This window comes from Panacibacter microcysteis (assembly GCF_015831355.1).
Taxonomy (GTDB): domain Bacteria; phylum Bacteroidota; class Bacteroidia; order Chitinophagales; family Chitinophagaceae; genus Panacibacter; species Panacibacter microcysteis.
Window position 1 is genome coordinate 2,137,598 of record NZ_JADWYR010000001.1, and the last position, 18,257, is coordinate 2,155,854.

The following is an 18,257-nucleotide window of genomic DNA, read 5'->3' on the forward strand; positions in this document are numbered from 1 at the left end:
ATTTTTTTCTTTGTAAAAAAATCACTTTTGTTAACTGGGTGAATGAATGCGGTACTTATTACGATATTAAAATCAGTTAGTTACATCTAAATGCCGGGGTTGTTTTAGATGGATGGGAACGGAAACAAATGATAAATTTTTCCACCGCAAACATTTTCGCAAACGTTTGAAATTTTGCAGGTACTTAAGATGACGTTTAGATTACTAAATTGGCTTTTATTTTCATAACGGCAGGTCTTAAACAGAAGGTTGCGTGAACACATTTCAATGCATTTTGTTGTTTTTAATCTTAGTAGTTTCTCGGGACAAAAAATTCTGCAACCTTCTTGTTTTACGAGCAGCTAAAATGAAAGAAAACTGTCTATAATTAAATATTTTATGAACGATTGTGTAAAAATTACACAGATTACCTACTTTTAACAAATCAAAACTGCTTGTTATTATGACTACAACTCGATTGCTAAGAGTCCTGCTCTTATGCCCGCTGTTACTGTTGATCATGCAGCAATCATGGGCGCAAAACAAAACTGTTACCGGTAAAGTTTCGGACGAAAAGGGAAGTCCTGTTGCGGGAGCTTCGGTACTCGCAAAAGGCACAAGTGTTGGTACATCAACTGATGCAACCGGCTCTTTTACATTGAATGTTCCTGCCAGCACCAACACACTGGTTATTTCTTATGTAGGGTATGTTTCCCAGGAAGTAAGTGTTTCTTCTGCAACCAATGTGGCAGTTACTTTACAACCGGAATCATCTGCACTAAATGATGTGGTTGTGGTTGGTTATGGTACTGTTAAAAAGAAAGATCTTACCGGTGCGGTTGCAACAGTAAGAGAAAAAGACTTCAACAAAGGAAATTTTACAGCTCCTGACCAGTTGATCCAGGGTAAAGTAGCTGGTGTTCAGGTTTTAAACAACAGTGGCCAGCCGGGTGGTGCTTCTACTGTGAAAATCAGGGGTAACTCCTCTATCCGTGCTGGAAGTCAGCCCCTGTATGTGGTAGATGGTGTGCCATTGGATGGAAGATCTGCCAGACCAGGCGGTTCAGGCCAGGGTATTGGTACCTCTCCCGATGCTAACCCGCTCAATTTTATTAATCCTAACGACATTGCTTCAATTGATGTACTTAAAGATGCGTCAGCCACAGCTATCTATGGTTCAAGGGCTGCTTACGGTGTAATCATCATTACTACCAAAAGAGGTAAAGTTGGTCAGCCAAAATTGGACATTAACAGTAATATTGGTACCAGCAGCATTCTGAAAAGAATTGAGACACTGAATGGCGATGAATACAGGAAAGCCTTATCAGATTACGGGTTGACTTCCGGAGATAATGGCGATAATGTAGATGCGTTCGACGCCATTTTGCGTAACGGTTTTCAGCAGAATTATAGCGTGGCTATGAGTGGTGGTACTGAAAACGGCAGATACCGCTTGTCTGCAGGTTACCTAGATCAGCAGGGTATCATTTTGAAATCAGCATTCAAAAAAGTTTCTGCTAATTTCTCCGGTAACTACAAATTTCTGGATAGTAAGAAATTGGGGTTAGATGTAAACATCATTACAACCCAAACCAGGGAAGATATTCCACCGGTATCAAATGATGCAGGTTTTACAGGTAACATTGTTGGCCAGGCGCTTCAATGGAATCCAACACAGGCTCTGTACAATGATGATGGAAGTTTGAATATCTTAAGGGGTTCTACAACTGTAAACCCGGTTGCAATGTCTGAAGCCTACGACGATGTTACCAAAGTAACAACTGTACTTGCAAGCATTTCACCATATTACAAGATCACCAAAGATCTCGAATATCGCTTCCTTTACAGTATCAATTATGGTACAGGTATACGCAGAAGCCAGATTGCTTCTTTTATAAACCTTGAGAATATTATTGACAGAGGTTTTGCTTATTATGGTAATAATGAACTTACTACACAGCAGATCACACATACCCTTAACTTCAATAAGGAACTGTCTTCTAACTTAAGCTTGAATGCTCTGGTAGGTTACGAGTACATGAGATTTGATAACAAAGGAACAAATATGAGTGCACGCGATTTCGGTACATACCCGATCGCATACACAAACTATTTTCAATACTCCAGCCAGGCAAGTCGTGGAATGGGCTCATTCGCTGATCCAACTACAGAACTGCAATCTTATTTCGGCAGGGCTATCCTCAACCTGATGGATAAATATCGCGTAACAGCAACGCTACGCGCTGATGGATCCAGCAAGTTTGGTGAAAATAACCGTTATGGTTACTTCCCGTCATTTGCTGCATCCTGGACTGTTAGCAATGAAGAATTCTTTAAAGGTGTAACATTCGTAAATAGCCTCGTTATCCGTGGTGGCTGGGGTAAGACAGGTACGCAGGATGTTCCGGCCGGTTCTTCTAAATTCCGTTATACACCGAACGGTATCGGTTCAATTGGTCTTTCAAACTACCAGAACAGCGACCTTAAATGGCAGGCAGACCAGCAAACAAACATAGGTGCAGATTTCGGCTTGTTTAAAAACAGGATCACCGCAACTGTTGACTATTTCAAAAAGACAACTACAGGTTTGCTATATCCAACTGTTACACCGCAGCCAGCTCCACCCGGTGCTCCGCCAACATGGAAAAACCTGGATGGTACTATCGTAAACAAAGGTGTTGAGGTTACTTTGAATACCCAGATCATCAATAAAAACAACTTCTCCTGGGATTTTGGTATCAACGCAACATTCGTTAAAAACAACGTTAGCGGCTTACCAGCCCCAATTCAAACAGGTAGCCTTAGCGGCCAGGGTATAAGCGGCGCTACAGCCCAGGTGATACAAAATGATCTTCCTGTAAACGCATTCTTTACGAAGCAATACCAGGGCCTTGATAAAGATGGATTTGCCATCTATACAGACGATGGATATACATTGTATTATGTTGGTAATCCAAATCCAACAACGATCCTGGGTTTAAGTACTTCGTTGTCTTACAAGAAACTCTCATTCACAGCCAATATGAACGGAGCATTTGGCCAGGATATTTACAACAATACACTTAATACAGTGTTACCTATTGGTAACCTTGGTTCAAGAAACATCGCAAAATCTTTGATTGGTCTTGGAGAATCAAGAGCAAATCCTATTTCTCCATCTTCAAGATACCTCGAAAAGGGCAATTACATGAAACTTGCAAATGCAACATTTAGCTATAATGTTGGAAGTATTGGCAAGGTATTCAAAAGCATGAATGTGTTTGTAACTGGTACCAACCTCTTTGTAATAACCAAGTTTACTGGTTTTGATCCTGAAGTAAATACTGATAAAAATGTGAATGGTGTGCCTTCAGTAGGTATAGAGTATACACCTTATCCATCTGCACGCACATTCTTATTTGGATTGAATTTCTCTTTGTAAATGAATTAAACATTTGTTCGTATGAAATACAGAAAATTATTATATGCTATAACCATTCCTTCTGTACTGCTGTTTAGCTGTACAAAGCTGGATGAAACTTTTAATGGAGATCTTACACAAGACCAGGTTGGTGGAGGTGGATCTGCTAACGTAGATGCGCTGTTAACCGGTATCTATAATTCAATGAGGCTACCATACCAGGATCAGAGCAGGTGGTGGGCTGCCGAAGAGCATACATCTGATGAATGTCTGGGGCCCACACGCGGTGGCGACTGGGATGATAACGGAGTATGGCGTTTGCTGCACGTGCATAAATGGGATGGTAACCACAGCTTTCTAGCCAGCACTTTTGACGATTTGGGTGGTGTTGTTTACGGTGCTACTGATATCCTTCAGTTTAGCCCTTCAACACAGCAGGCTGCTGAAGCAAGATTACTTAGAGCTTTTGCCAATTTCTCATGGCTGTGCGGCTGGAATCAATGCCCATACAGGGAACCAGGTGGCGACCCATTAGCAATTCCTCAGGTAAGAGTTGGTAGCGATGCACTTGACTATATTATCAGTGAACTTAATGATATTATGGGCGATCTTCCTGATGGTCCTGCAAACAAAGCAAACAAGTATGCAGCGAAGGTTTTATTAATGAAATGCTATCTTAACAAAGGCACCATTTCTCCTGCATCAGGCGATCCGCTTGCTAATCGTCAAAATCCAACTTTTGACGCAGCAGATATGGACCAGGTAATCAGTCTTGCAGACGAAATTATCAACAGTGGTAAATATTCACTGGCAGATAATTATTTCGACAATTTTGCAAAAAATAACAACCAGATTTCTACCGAAAACATATTTACTGCTGAAAATATCGGCGGTTCAAACAGTGGTAACGTTCGCTCAAGATGGTTCTGCACATTGCACTACAACCAGAACCCAAGCGGCTGGAATGGCTTTACAACCCTTTCAGATTTCTACGACAAGTTTGACGATGCCGATTTACGCAGAAGCCAGGAGTACGATGGCGTAACAGATGTTTCCGGTATTAAGCCAGGCTTCCTGGTTGGTCAGCAGTATGATCAGAATGGTACGGCATTAAAAGACAGAACAGGCGCACCACTTGCCTTCACCAGGGAAGTTAGCGCAATTGAAAGAGGAGCAAACCTTGAAGTAACAGGTATAAGGGTTGTCAAATATCCTATAGACTATTCTTCAGGAGATAACTCAGACAATGATTATGTTTACTATCGTTATGCTGATGTATTGTTGATGAAAGCTGAGGCCCTGCTGAGAAAAGGCGATGCCGGTGGCGCACTTACCCTGGTAAATCAGGTACGTGAAAAGCGCGGTGTTGCAGCACTCGGTTCTGTAAGCCTCGACCAGATGCTTGACGAAAGAGGTCGTGAGTTTTATTGGGAAGGTCATAGAAGAACAGATCTTATCAGGTTTGGTAAATACCTCGAAGTATGGCAGGAAAAACCGTCTGATGATCCCAAGAACTTACTTTTCCCAATTCCGTTCAGACAATTGGCCGCAAACCCTAATTTGATTCAGAATCCGGGATATTAATAGTTAACAGGAAATGAAAAAGAGGTTCTCAATGAGAGCCTCTTTTTATTAATGGTAAGATTGTGATACCAGCTATGGAAAATATGGCATCGTCCCTTGCGTCGCAATCACTTTATCTGTATAACATTTATCAGCATTTTAGCGCGTACATTCTTGCTGTTTAATAAATCGAAGGCATATTTGTTATAAGAAAACGATTGAATTGTAATGAAGAAAGTTGTAATTGTAATTGCTGTTGTTATATGCATTGTGTTGATTTCTGTGTACCTGTTAATACCTTCCAAACAACGGATCTTTCACTCTTTGGAATTGAACTGTACAGAAAGCGCGGCACAAAGGTTTATGCTTAACAGGAATGCATGGGATGCCTGGTGGCCGGGGAAAGTCATAGACAATAAAAACCTTGTATATCAAAACCGGAAGATCAACATAGACCGCTTTACGCTAAAAGGATTCGACTTTTCTATCAATGAAGAAGGCTTACAAACATCTTCTCACCTGCAGGTTGTTTATTTTACGGATATGTCAGCTAAATTGTCTGTGCAAAGCGAAGCTGTTTTTTCAGCCGTGCCATGGAAGCGTGTTGCGCAATACCTTGCATTTAAAAAACACCAGCTTCTTGTTGAATCGCTTGCCAATGATTTAAAAGTTTTTTTTGATAAAGAGGAGAATATATACGGTTTCTCGGTTCAGAAGCAGAAAGTAAAAGATTCAAGCCTGGTATCAACAAGAGCCATGTTTAATCATTACCCCGACAATACAGAGATTTACACGATGATCAGCACCTTGCAAAAGTATGCCCGGGATAAAAACATAAAGGAAACAGGTTTTCCCATGCTGAATGTTTCTGCAGTTGATTCTGTGCATTACAGTGTTATGGTGGCCATACCAGTGGAAAGAGATATAGCTTCTTTCAAAAACATTGAGCAGAAAAAAATGGTGCTTGGTAACATACTTATTGCCGAATTAAAGGGTGGGCCGGCCACCATTGCCAGGGCCGAAATTCAAATGAGTGTGTATATCAAAGATCATAAATATGTAAGCCCGGCTATAGGCTTTCAGTCGTTGGTAACAAACAGGCTGGCAGAAAAAGATTCAGCGCAGTGGATTACAAGATTGTGCACTCCTGTATTTTAAAATATCAAAGGGTGCTCAATAAAGATATATTGATGAAGTGATTGCGACGCAAGGGACGATGCCACGGTTGCTGTCGCCGGTATTTAAATGTTGCCACAACAATAAACATTCATGATTATCCAGTTTAATAAAAGTAATGTTGGTTTAAAAGCAAGTACAGCAATATTGATAGTTGCATCAATACTTCTGGCGGTATTGCAGGCATGCAGGGGTAGCGTTCAAATAAAAAAAGATGCTGCTCTGTTTTCGTTAGTTGATAGTAGTGGCATCACCTTTTCTAATAATATTGGTAATACAAAAGATTTCAACATTTTTAGTTACCGCAACTTCTACAATGGCGGAGGAGCAGCTGTTGGCGACGTAAATAATGATGGCCTTGCAGATGTTTTCTTTACGGCCAATATGGGAAGCAATAAGCTTTACCTGAACAAAGGCAACTGGAAATTTGATGACATTTCTGAACGTGCGGGCATTGCTGAAGAAGAAGAATGGAGTACCGGCGTTGTAATGGTGGATATTAATCATGATGACTGGCTGGATATTTTCGTTTGTAATGCAGGGTATATTAACGGTCGTGCACCAGAGTGCAAACTATTCATCAATAATCATGATCTCACATTTACCGACTCTGCCGCTGCTTATGGCCTTACAAATAAAGGCGGTTACACAACACATGCAGCGTTCTTTGATTATGACGCTGATGGTGACCTCGATTGTTTTATTATCAACAATAGTTTTATACCGGTAAATACACTGAATTACGCCAATAAAAGAGACCTGCGTGCACCTGAGTGGCCCGTGGCAGACTTCTTAAAGGGTGGTGGTGACCACTTTTACCGAAATGACAATGGGAAGTTTATTGACATTAGTAAAGAAGCCGGCATCTATGGAAGCTTGATCAGTTTTGGACTGGGTGTAACAGTTGGGGATGTGAACGGGGACTATTACCCGGACGTTTATGTGTCAAACGACTTTTTTGAAAGAGATTACCTCTATATAAACCAAAGGGACGGAACTTTCAAAGATGAGCTGGAAAAGTGGGTACAGCATAGTAGCCTTTCTTCTATGGGTGCAGACATGGCAGACATAAACAATGATGGCTACCCGGATATCTTTACAACAGATATGTTACCTGGTGATGAATACCGTTTAAAAACAACTACTTCTTTTGAGAATTATGACGTTTATCATCTCAAGGAAACATCGGGGTTTTATCACCAGTTTACCAAGAACACGCTGCAGCTAAACAATGGAAATGGCAAGTTCCAGGAGATCGCAAATTACAGCGGCGTTGCTGCTACAGACTGGAGCTGGGGTGGTTTGATCTTCGATGCAGACAATGATGGTTTATCTGATTTATATGTTTGTAACGGAATTAATCATGATGTAACAAACCAGGACTTTATTGATTTTTTCGCAGATGAAGTCATTCAGAAAATGGTCTTAACCGGCAAGAAGGAACAGATAGAAGATGTGATCAGTAAAATGCCTTCTCAGCCAATACCCAATAACGCTTTTAAGAATGAAGGTAACCTCAGGTTTGCAGATGCAAACAAAGCGTGGGGCTTTCAACAACCATCTTTTTCAAACGGCGCGGCATACGGAGATTTAGACAATGACGGAGACCTGGATCTTGTGGTAAACAATGTAAACGAGCCCGCTTTTGTTTACCGCAATAATGCAAGAGAACTAACCGGTAATCATTATGTAAGCATTGTATTGCGAGAAGAATCGTTTAATACACATGCAGTAGGTAGCCTGATAAAGATGTATGCCGGTAAAAACCTGTATACAAGAGAAGTTATACCAAGCCGTGGTTTTCAATCTTCGGTAGATTACAAAAATGTGTTTGGACTTGGTGCAAACCGTACCATCGATTCTGTTGTCATCATGTGGCCAAACCATACATTTTCATCTTATTATAACCTTGGCACAGATACGCTGCACATGATAACATACCCTGCCAATGCTCAAAAAATTATTTCTGCAAAAAATAAACCTGCTTCTCCTTTTTTGTCTGCCGTAACAGCCAGTTTTCAAAAACATACCGAAGACGATTATGTTGATTTTTACAATGAAAGAAATGTACCTGTATTGCTTTCAAGGGAAGGGCCAAGAGCTGCTACGGGTGATGTAAACGGGGATGGGTTGGCAGATATTTTTATCGGCGGCGCCAGTGGGGAAGCCGGGGTGCTCTACATGCAATCGTCAAAAGGCAGTTTCGAAATAAAGAAGCAGCCGTCTTTCGAACGGTTTGCCAATTTTGAAGATGTAGCAGCGCTTTTCTTCGATGCAGATAAAGACGGCGATCTTGACTTATACGTCGGCGCAGGCGGCAACAACAGGTCGCCGGGCAGGCAGGAACTTCAACACAGGCTTTTCAAAAATGATGGCAAAGGAAACTTTGACATTGATACCAAAGCATTTCCGCCAAATGATATGAATATAGCTGTGGCTGTTGCTGATGACTTTGACGGCGATGGCGACAACGATCTTTTTGTTGGCAGCAGGAATGTTACGCTCGATTATGGTGTAACACCCCGCAGCTACCTGTTTGTAAATGATGGTAATGGTCACTTTACTGACATAGCAAAAACAGGAAACCCTGAAATTGCTTCAGCAGGAATGGTAACCAGTGCTTCCTTTGCTGACATTAATGGCGATAACAGGAAAGAACTTATTATTGTTGGAGAATGGATGCAACCACGTATTTTTTCATTCAATGGCAAAAAATTTATTGAACTCAGAACAAACCTGAAAAATTTCTCCGGTATGTGGCAATCCGTAAGCGTTACAGACCTTGATGGTGACGGAGATAACGATATGGTATTAGGCAACTATGGAGAGAATTTTTACCTGCATCCTGATACTGCAAATCCTGTCAAAATTTTTATAAACGACTTTGACAAAAATAATGTACCTGAAAAAATCATTACACGCAGTATAAGCGGCAAAGACATGCCCGTTTTTATGAAACGTGATTTACAGGATGCAATACCTGCTATTAAAAAGCAGAATCTTAAGCATGAAGATTATGCTAAGAAATCTATCACAGATCTTTTTGCGCAGGATTTTATTAAAACAAGCACCGTAAAACAATGGAATTACAGCGCTTCATGTATTGCCTTGAACGATGGCAAAGGAAATTTTACCTTGGTAAAATTGCCGCCCTCAGTGCAGTTTTCTTCTGTCAATGCCATATTGTGTAAAGACATTAATAAAGATGGTAAAAAAGATATTTTACTCGGTGGCAACATGCTGCATTTTTTACCGCAGTTTGGCAGGCTCGATGCAAGTTTTGGGCAGTTGCTTTTAAACAGCGGTAATGGAAATTTTGTTGTTGCCTCTGTAAAGGAATCCGGTATAGAATTAGATGGCGAAGTTCGGGATATAGCAGATATACCCGGACAAAGGAAGGATAAAATTATCTTTCTGCGCAACAACGATCTTCCTGTAGTTTTTGAATTGGTAAAATAAGTTATGAACCCGGCAGAAGTTTTTCATGGCATCACCTGTTGCGTCGCACACTTCAGCAGTAATATCAATAATCAGCAAAGCATACTACAAATTGTAATGAAACATTTATATAAACAATTAACGGCGTTGAACACGTGTTGCAAAGAATTATTGCTGCACAAGTGTGCGACGCAACCAAAGCTCAGTAGTAGTAATGCAGCCTGGCTCCATATAAAATTATACTGCTGTTTTTTTGCAGTATTTTTTGCCGCTTGTACATCGCGTCAGGTACCTGCCGAACCTGTAATATTTGAAACGCTGCAGCATGATAAAACAGGACTTGCTTTTGTGAATGAACTTCATCCTGATTCAACTTTTAACGTACTTGATTATATGTACTTTTATAACGGTGCAGGTGTTGGTGCAGGAGATTTTAATAATGATGGCCGTACAGATATTTTTTTTGCATCAAACCAGGGCGCAGATAAAATCTACCTGAATGAAGGCGGGCTCCACTTCAAAGATGCGTCAGATGCGGCGGGCATACCTAAAGATGGTGGATGGAGTACAGGTGTTTCTGTAGTTGACATCAACAACGATGGCCTGCTTGATATTTACGTTTGCAGGGTAGGTAATTATATGAAACTGCAAAGCAAAAATGAACTGCTCATTTGCAGAAAAATACTGGAAGATGGAACGCCTGTATATGAAGAAGCTGCCGCCAGTTATGGGCTCGATTTTTCCGGTTTCAGCACACAGGCTGCTTTTTTGGATTATGATCTTGATGGAGACCTGGATATGTATCTCCTGAATCATTCTGTACACCAGAACGGCACTTTTGCTGAGCGTAAACAGTTCATCGGTACTTACCACGATTTATCAGGTGATAAATTCTTCAGAAACGATAGCGGGCATTTCTCGAACATAACAAAAGAAACAAATATCAACAGTTCTGTAATTGGTTACGGGTTAGGTATAGTAGTAGCAGACATCAACCTCGATGGCTGGCCCGATATATATATTGGTAACGATTTTCATGAAAATGACTATTTATACATTAACCAGCAGGACGGTACATTTAAAGAAGCAATGCAAAGCGACATGATGCATACCAGCCAGTACACAATGGGTGTTGATGCAGCAGATATAAATAACGATGGCTGGCCTGATATTGTTTCTGCGGATATGCTTCCATCCGATCCTTATATGCTTAAGCGCTCACTTGGAGAAGATAAGACGGATATCTTCAATATGAAGATCGGGTATGGTTACGCTTATCAATACACACGTAACAACTTACAGCTAAGCCGGCGCAATGGTATGTTTAGCGAGGTTGGTTTATACGCAAACATGTATGCCACTGACTGGAGCTGGAGTACACTGTGGATGGATTTTGATAACGACGGCTGGAAAGACTTATTTATATCTAACGGTATACCCAAACGATTAAATGATATTGACTATGTAAACTTTGTCTCCAATGAAGAGATGCAGCAAAAAATGAAGAACAGGACATTGAATGAAAAGGACATGGCGCTTATCAATAAATTTCCTGAGATAAAGTTGCCCAATGCTTTTTTCAGGAACAATCATGATGCGGCTTTTGCTGATGTTGCTGCCGGTATAGAAGGAAATGTGAACAGTTTTTCCAACGGTGCAGTGTATGCTGATTTTGACAATGATGGTGACCTTGATATTGTGACCAGCAATATTGCCGATGCTGCGCTATTGTACAGGAATGTTACAAACGATACGATTACCTCATCTTACATGCAGCTTAAGTTTAAAGGTCCGGCGCAAAACATCAACGCTACAGGTTCAAAAGCTATATTATATCATGATGGGAACATTAGTACATACGAGAAATTCGCTTCGAGGGGTTTTCTTTCATCAATGGAAACGCCTTTGCACATTGGCATAAAAAACCAGGTAATTGATTCTGCATTTATTGTATGGCCGGATAACACTTACGAAAAGTTATCGTTGCAGAAGGATACAACCCTTCAGCTTACGTATAAACCCGGATTGCCGCATTTTGATTACACATCGTTACGCAATTATTTTAAAAGCGCTGCATTGCAAATGGTTGACATTACTGCTCGTACAGGGTTTAACTACCGGCACATTGAAAACGACTTTAATGAATTTGACAGGGAAGCCCTTATTCCTCAAATGTTGTCTGAAGAAGGACCTGCGTTGGCCGTTGGCGATGTTAATGGTGATGGATTTGAAGATGTGTTTATCGGCGGTTCCAAGAGAAATAAAGGAGCGTTGTTTACACAAACAAATGCTGGCATGTTTGTTCAATCCGTGCAGCCTTCGCTGGCCGCCGATAGCATGTATGAAGATGCCGGTGCCGTGTTTGCTGATGTAAACAACGACGGAAATGCAGATCTTATAATTGCAAGTGGCGGCAATGAATTTTTTGGCCATGATACACACATGCAGCCACGCGTTTATATAAACAATGGCAAAGGAACTTTGCTAAAGCTGGAACACGCATTCGATAATATATGGTTAACTGCATCGTCTGTTGCTCCGTATGATTTTAATGGTGATGGTTTCACGGATCTTTTCATCGGTGGCAGAGCTGTACCCTGGGAGTATGGAAAAATTCCAGGATCTTATCTACTGCAGAATGATGGCAAAGGACATTTTAAAGATGTTACAGGCGCCACCTCAAAAGAGTTAGCGGCCGTGGGTTTTGTTACTTCTGCCCAGTGGTACGATATGGATAAAGATGGCGACAAAGACCTGTTGCTCTCGCTGCAGTGGGGCGGTATTGTAATGATGAAAAATGAAAAAGGCCGTTTTACAAAAACCGTTTTGTGTAAGCAGAACGGTTGGTGGAATTTTGTAATACCAGCAGATATTGATAACGATGGCGATGATGATTTTATAGCTGGCAACCTGGGTTTAAACAGCCGTCTAAAGGCAACTGAAGAGAAACCGGTTAAAATGTATTACAACGATTTTGATGACAATGGCAGGAAGGAACAGCTAATGACCTATTATCTCGGCGGAAGAGAACTTGTCTTTGCCAATAAAGATGAATTGCAAAAACAATTACCTTTTATTAAAAAGAAATTTTTATATGCAGATGATTTTGCGAAAGCATCCGTCAGTGAAATTATTCCGCAACAAAAATTGAGTAGTGCGCAGGTTTTTACTGCGGATTATTTTTCAAATGCCGTTTTTATCAACGATGGAAACATGAATTTTACTGTTCAGCCATTGCCATGGTTGGCACAGCTTACTACTTACCGTGATGCACAAATTGTAGATGCCAACAATGATCACCTTCCGGATGTTTTACTCGCAGGTAATTTTTATGCAACGAATATCGAGATGGGCCGCTACGATGCTGATTATGGAACTGTACTGATCAATAAAGGAAAGGGCCTGTTTACAGCCGAAACAATTAATGGCCTTGTCATTAAAGGGCAGTCAAGGCATGTTAAAGCTTTGAACATTGCGGGAGATACTGCTTATGTTATTGCACGTAATAACGACAGTTCAATGGTCATACAATTCAGGAAATAAATAATGGAACCGGCTGTAGTTTTTTATGGCATCGCCTGTTGCCACGCTCGGTTCGGGGTTCCGTTTTTATGGCAACTGTAGCGTTGCGGTTTCACCTCCCTGTGTATTGTTCTTGTTTGTTGCGTGTGCAGCATACTAGAAATTTTACGCTTCGATCTTCGCTTTTGCCTCATAAAGTGCTAACTGCTGAAGTGTGCGACGCAACGAAAGCTTATTTGCAATACTATAGCCTGGCTCCTAAAATTCCCAAAAAAATTATCAAAAAAATACTAAAATAATTAGTGTTGATAAGTAAAATTACTTTACTTTTATGGCCTGATTAATTTTGAACAATAAACAAATTAACATGAGTAATGCAGATAAGCTTAAAGCACTAAAGCTTACAATAGATAAAATAGATAAGGATTTTGGTAAGGGTAGTGTGATGATGATGAGTGACAAAGGAGACCGTAAACTTGAAGTAATTTCAACCGGTTCTATAGGGCTGGATGTTGCATTGGGTGTCGGCGGTTTACCAAAAGGTAGAATTGTTGAAATCTACGGGCCTGAATCTTCCGGTAAAACCACTATTGCAACACACGTAATAGCTGAAGCTCAAAAGAAAGGGGGCATCTGTGCTATTATAGATGCGGAGCACGCTTTTGACAGTGCCTATGCACAGCGGCTTGGTGTTGATGTAGATAACCTTTTAATCTCGCAACCCGATTATGGTGAGCAGGCGTTGGAAATAGCAGATCGTCTTATTTTATCAGGTGCGTTAGATGTTGTGGTAATCGACTCTGTAGCAGCACTTGTTCCCAAAGGTGAACTGGAAGGCGAAATGGGAGATAGTAAAATGGGCCTCCAGGCCCGTTTGATGAGCCAGGCATTGCGTAAACTTACGGCGACCATCAGTAAAACAAACACGGTTTGTATATTTATCAACCAGTTGCGTGAAAAGATCGGTGTTATGTTTGGTAATCCTGAAACAACAACCGGTGGTAATGCATTAAAATTTTATTGTTCGGTTAGGTTAGACATACGTCGTATTTCACAGATTAAAGATGGTGACGAAGCAATAGGTAACAGGGTTAAGGTTAAAGTGGTAAAAAATAAAGTTGCTCCTCCTTTCAGGGCTACGGAGTTTGATATCATCTTTGGTGAAGGTATTAGTAAAATAGGTGAAATACTCGACATGGGTGTAGAGCTTGGCGTTGTAAATAAAAGCGGTAGCTGGTTTAGTTACGATAGCAATAAGCTTGGCCAGGGTCGGGATGCTGTAAAACAGTTGTTACATGACAATCCAGAACTTGCAAATGAAATTGAAGGAAAAATCAGGGCCAAACTTATTGAAGCCACTGCTAATGCACCTGTTGTTGTAGAGGAAGAAGAAGATTAATTTTTACTATGGGTTAGTAAATAATAGCCACTGTACTTCTGTACGGTGGCTTCTTTTTTTACATCTTTCCTACATTGTTGTATATACATAGTATATTGGTTTACATTTTGAGTGCTTTTTAAGTTGAAAATGCATAATTTGTAAAAGAGTATCAATAATTTGCAAAAAAATTAGAATATCCCCTGAAGGCAAAACCAGGCAAGTAATGCAAACACCATCAACTTCAAGTGTATCAGCCATACGTACTGATTTTTCCGGTAAACATATTTTGATTGCCGATGATGAGCCAATCAATATGATGATTGCCGGCAAAATGCTGGTCGCAAAAAATGCGGCAATTTCCAAGGCTGCCAATGGTCATGAACTGCTCCAGCAACTTTCGCTTGGGCTAAGACCAGATTTAATTTTGCTGGATATAAATATGCCCGGATTAGATGGTTATATGACCGTCAGGCGTATAAAAGAACATTACCCTGAATTGATCGTTTTCGCTTTTACAGCGTTTTTTATCGATGACGAAATGGAGCAGGAATTAATAGAGAAAGGCTTTTCAGGAGTAATGCAGAAATCGTATAAGCCGGAAATTTTTTACGATAAAATCTCTCTGGCATTCGATACAATTTCAAGATTTTCCTGAAATGCATATTGACAGATTTCTGTTTTTCTGTGGATAAAACAGGACAGTCTTCATTGCCACCCTCGTTAAATTTGTACTATGAAGTTTACACAGTCAAATCTTGATAAGCTGGAAGATGTATTAAACCAGTCTGGTTTTACCACAAGATATGAGCGCGGTACTTTTCAAAGTGGCTGGTGCCTGCTGGAGCAAAAAAAAGTAGTAGTGTTAAACAAGTTTTTGGATATTGAAGGCAGAATTAATACCCTGGTAGATATTATTCCTCAACTACAGATAGATTTCGATAAACTTACCCATGAGTCCCAGAAATTGTACGAAGAGATCATGAAGAAAGTAGTTACTGAAAACAAATAGTACACTATTTTTGAACGGTGAGCATCACCACGCTAAAGATAACAATGTTAGGTACAGGTACAAGTACTGGTGTACCCATGGTAGCCTGCCCATGCGAGGTATGTTTATCAACCAACGGAAAGGACAAAAGACTTCGGAGCAGCATTCTTGTGCAGTCTGAAAACACCACTTTCGTAGTAGATACAACCCCCGATTTCCGGTATCAAATGCTGCGCATTAATAACCGTCGTTTGGATGCTGTTTTATTTACGCACCCGCATAAAGATCATACTGCCGGCCTGGACGATGTAAGAGCCTATAATTTTTTTCAGCATGAGGCAATGAACGTTTATGCAAACTCCCTTACTGAAGAAGCGCTGAAAAGAGAATTTGCCTACGTTTTTTCTGATAAGAAATATCCCGGTGTTCCTGAAATAATACTGAATACCATAGATGAAACACCGTTTTACATTGGTGATATAAAAGTTATACCCATCCAGGTTTGGCATTATAAGATGCCCGTGTACGGATTCAGGTTTGGTAATTTTACTTACATTACAGATGCAAACAGGATTGAAGAGCCCGAAAAAGAAAAGATTAAAGGCTCTCAGGTAATCGTGCTAAATGCGCTGCGGAAAGAAGACCATATTTCTCACTTTACACTGCAGCAGGCCATAGATCTTGTGCAGGAACTACAGGTCCCAAAAGCCTATTTTACGCATATCAGTCATCAGCTTGGTAAACATGATGATGTAAGCAAAACACTGCCCGCCAATATTGAACTCGCTTACGATGGCTTAACCATCGCTTTATAACCCTTCCATAGAATTAATCGTTAAAATTAATTTGTATGGCACCAAATGCCTGGAAAGACTATTTTACTTTCACTAAAAGTGAACGGATATCTGTTTACATCCTGCTTTGTATCATTATCGCAAGTATCATACTACCTTACTTTTACAGGAAGCAATTTAGAGATCCCGTTACAGATCCTGCGCTGCAGGAACAATTGAATGCATTGTTGAAAGAAGATTCTGTAGGTAATGACAATAACAACATTGTTAGTACCGGTCAGCAGACTTTTCAGCAGCCTGCACAAGTAGGCGAAATGTTTCCTTTTGACCCCAATACTTTAGGTGCGGATGGATTCCGTAAACTCGGCTTAAGAGACAAAACAATCAATACCATTATCAACTACCGCAATAAAGGTGGAAGGTTTGCCAAACCTTCAGACATTAAAAAAATATATGGGTTAAGGGAAGAAGAAGCAGACAGGTTAATTCCCTACATAAGAATCCATACACCGGGCATCAATACTGCCAACGAAAGGGTAGCTTCCGAGCCAGCTTATACCAAACCGGTTATTTCAAAAATTGATATTAATACTGCTACTGAGGAAGAATTTAAATCGCTGCCCGGCATTGGCGATGTATTAAGTAAGCGCATTGTAAAATTTCGTAACAGTATTCATGGATTTGAATCAATTGATGACCTTCGAAAAACCTACGGTCTGAGTGATACAACCTTCCAAAAAATCAGGCCCATGTTAACAATCACGCCAAAGAGATAAACCTATGCAGATACTCACGCTGTTTAAATTATAAACACTTAGTTTTGCCGCTAACAATTGTTAGCAATATGAATTTTAATCAGGATGAAATCACCAGCCAGGTGGCGGAAACAGCAAGAAACTTTGCAATACAGCATATAAAGCCCTTTGTAATGGAATGGGATGAATCGCAACATTTCCCCGTGGAAGTTTTTAAAGAACTAGGCAAACTGGGCATGATGGGCGTATTCGTACCCGAGGTGTATGGAGGCTCTGGCCTCGGGTATTTTGAATACAAGGTGGTAATAGAAGAGATAGCTAAAGTGTGTGGGTCAATCGGCTTAAGTGTTGCCGCACATAATTCACTTTGTACAGGACATATTCTTTTGTTTGGAAACGACGAACAAAAGAAAAAATACCTGCCAAAACTGGCAACTGCCGAGTGGATTGGCGCATGGGGATTAACAGAACCAAATACCGGGAGCGATGCAGGTAATATGAAATGCACCGCTGTAAAAGATGGTGATAAATGGGTGCTCAATGGCACTAAAAACTGGATAACGCATGGTAAAACCGGGGATGTTGCCGTGGTAATTGCCCGGACCGGTGAGCCAAGAACAAGAAACAACTCTACGGCTTTTGTAGTGGAACGCGGAATTACAGGTTTTTTAGGTGGTAAAAAAGAAAATAAATTGGGTATGCGTGCCAGCGAAACTGCTGAAATGATATTTGATAATTGCATCATTGCAGATGAGCAAAGACTTGGCGAAGTAGGCGAAGGCTTTAAACAGGCCATGAAGGTTCTTGATGGCGGTCGCATCTCCATTGCATCACTTTCCCTGGGAATAGCAAAAGGCGCTTACGAAGCGGCGTTGCAGTATTCCAAAGAGCGTTACCAGTTCGATCAGCCCATCTCGAATTTCCAGGGGGTTAGTTTTAAACTGGCAGATATGGCTACTGAAATTATGGCTGCCGACCTGCTTACCCTTAAAGCCTGCGATCTCAAAAACCGTCACAAGAAGGTTACCCAGGAGGCCGCAATGGCAAAATATTACGCCAGTGAAGTTGCTGTAAAAGTAGCCAACGACGCTGTGCAGATTTTTGGTGGAAACGGCTATACAAAAGAATTTCCTGTTGAAAAACACTACCGCGATGCCAAGCTTTGCACGATAGGCGAGGGGACTTCTGAAATACAGAAAATAGTAATAGCAAGAGAAAGCTTGCAGGAATAATATTTTGAGCCCGGCTGCAGTAAAAGTAT

At 40.7% G+C, this 18,257-nt stretch carries 11 protein-coding genes; all 11 read left to right on the forward strand.

The genetic code is table 11. The features are described 5' to 3' along the window. Positions 1–442 precede the first annotated feature (442 nt). Positions 443–3,400 (forward strand): SusC/RagA family TonB-linked outer membrane protein, encoded by a 2,958-nt coding sequence (locus I5907_RS08605; RefSeq protein ID WP_196990305.1) that lies wholly within the window; start codon positions 443–445, stop codon positions 3,398–3,400. A gap of 21 nt (positions 3,401–3,421) precedes the next feature. Next, positions 3,422–4,963, forward strand: coding sequence for a RagB/SusD family nutrient uptake outer membrane protein (locus I5907_RS08610; protein WP_196990306.1), 1,542 nt, complete (start codon positions 3,422–3,424; stop codon positions 4,961–4,963). 207 nt (positions 4,964–5,170) lie between these two features. Continuing rightward, positions 5,171–6,100, forward strand: coding sequence for a hypothetical protein (locus I5907_RS08615; protein WP_196990307.1), 930 nt, complete (start codon positions 5,171–5,173; stop codon positions 6,098–6,100). A gap of 111 nt (positions 6,101–6,211) precedes the next feature. Further along, positions 6,212–9,577 carry a VCBS repeat-containing protein gene (locus I5907_RS08620; RefSeq protein WP_196990308.1) on the forward strand — a complete coding sequence of 1,122 codons (3,366 nt, stop codon included), beginning with the start codon at positions 6,212–6,214 and terminating at the stop codon, positions 9,575–9,577. 327 nt (positions 9,578–9,904) lie between these two features. Beyond that, positions 9,905–13,099, forward strand: coding sequence for a VCBS repeat-containing protein (locus tag I5907_RS08625; RefSeq protein WP_346266775.1), 3,195 nt, complete (start codon positions 9,905–9,907; stop codon positions 13,097–13,099). A gap of 346 nt (positions 13,100–13,445) precedes the next feature. After that, entirely contained in the window at positions 13,446–14,477 is a 1,032-nt protein-coding gene (gene recA / locus I5907_RS08630) for a recombinase RecA (protein ID WP_196990310.1), read from the forward strand. Between the two features lie 205 nt (positions 14,478–14,682). Further along, positions 14,683–15,114 (forward strand): response regulator, encoded by a 432-nt coding sequence (locus I5907_RS08635; protein WP_196990311.1) that lies wholly within the window; start codon positions 14,683–14,685, stop codon positions 15,112–15,114. A gap of 78 nt (positions 15,115–15,192) precedes the next feature. After that, positions 15,193–15,468: a hypothetical protein gene (locus I5907_RS08640; protein WP_196990312.1), complete on the forward strand. Its 276-nt coding sequence runs from the start codon at positions 15,193–15,195 to the stop codon at positions 15,466–15,468. Positions 15,469–15,512: 44 nt separating this feature from the next. After that, positions 15,513–16,262 (forward strand): MBL fold metallo-hydrolase, encoded by a 750-nt coding sequence (locus I5907_RS08645; RefSeq protein ID WP_231402003.1) that lies wholly within the window; start codon positions 15,513–15,515, stop codon positions 16,260–16,262. A 35-nt stretch (positions 16,263–16,297) separates the two neighbouring features. Then, complete coding sequence (locus tag I5907_RS08650) at positions 16,298–17,017, forward strand: ComEA family DNA-binding protein (protein ID WP_196990314.1); 720 nt, start codon at positions 16,298–16,300, stop codon at positions 17,015–17,017. 68 nt (positions 17,018–17,085) lie between these two features. Beyond that, complete coding sequence (locus tag I5907_RS08655) at positions 17,086–18,228, forward strand: acyl-CoA dehydrogenase family protein (RefSeq protein WP_196990315.1); 1,143 nt, start codon at positions 17,086–17,088, stop codon at positions 18,226–18,228. The last annotated feature ends 29 nt before the right edge of the window (positions 18,229–18,257 follow it).

Bases quoted from the DNA above. Each gene is read 5' to 3' on its own strand.
- I5907_RS08605 (WP_196990305.1), top strand. From the start codon at position 443: ATGACTACAACTCGATTGCTAAGAGTCCTGCTCTTATGCCCGCTGTTA.
- I5907_RS08610 (WP_196990306.1), top strand. From the start codon at position 3,422: ATGAAATACAGAAAATTATTATATGCTATAACCATTCCTTCTGTACTG.
- I5907_RS08615 (WP_196990307.1), top strand. From the start codon at position 5,171: ATGAAGAAAGTTGTAATTGTAATTGCTGTTGTTATATGCATTGTGTTG.
- I5907_RS08620 (WP_196990308.1), top strand. From the start codon at position 6,212: ATGATTATCCAGTTTAATAAAAGTAATGTTGGTTTAAAAGCAAGTACA.
- recA (WP_196990310.1), top strand. From the start codon at position 13,446: ATGAGTAATGCAGATAAGCTTAAAGCACTAAAGCTTACAATAGATAAA.
- I5907_RS08635 (WP_196990311.1), top strand. From the start codon at position 14,683: ATGCAAACACCATCAACTTCAAGTGTATCAGCCATACGTACTGATTTT.
- I5907_RS08640 (WP_196990312.1), top strand. From the start codon at position 15,193: ATGAAGTTTACACAGTCAAATCTTGATAAGCTGGAAGATGTATTAAAC.
- I5907_RS08645 (WP_231402003.1), top strand. From the start codon at position 15,513: ATGTTAGGTACAGGTACAAGTACTGGTGTACCCATGGTAGCCTGCCCA.
- I5907_RS08650 (WP_196990314.1), top strand. From the start codon at position 16,298: ATGGCACCAAATGCCTGGAAAGACTATTTTACTTTCACTAAAAGTGAA.
- I5907_RS08655 (WP_196990315.1), top strand. From the start codon at position 17,086: ATGAATTTTAATCAGGATGAAATCACCAGCCAGGTGGCGGAAACAGCA.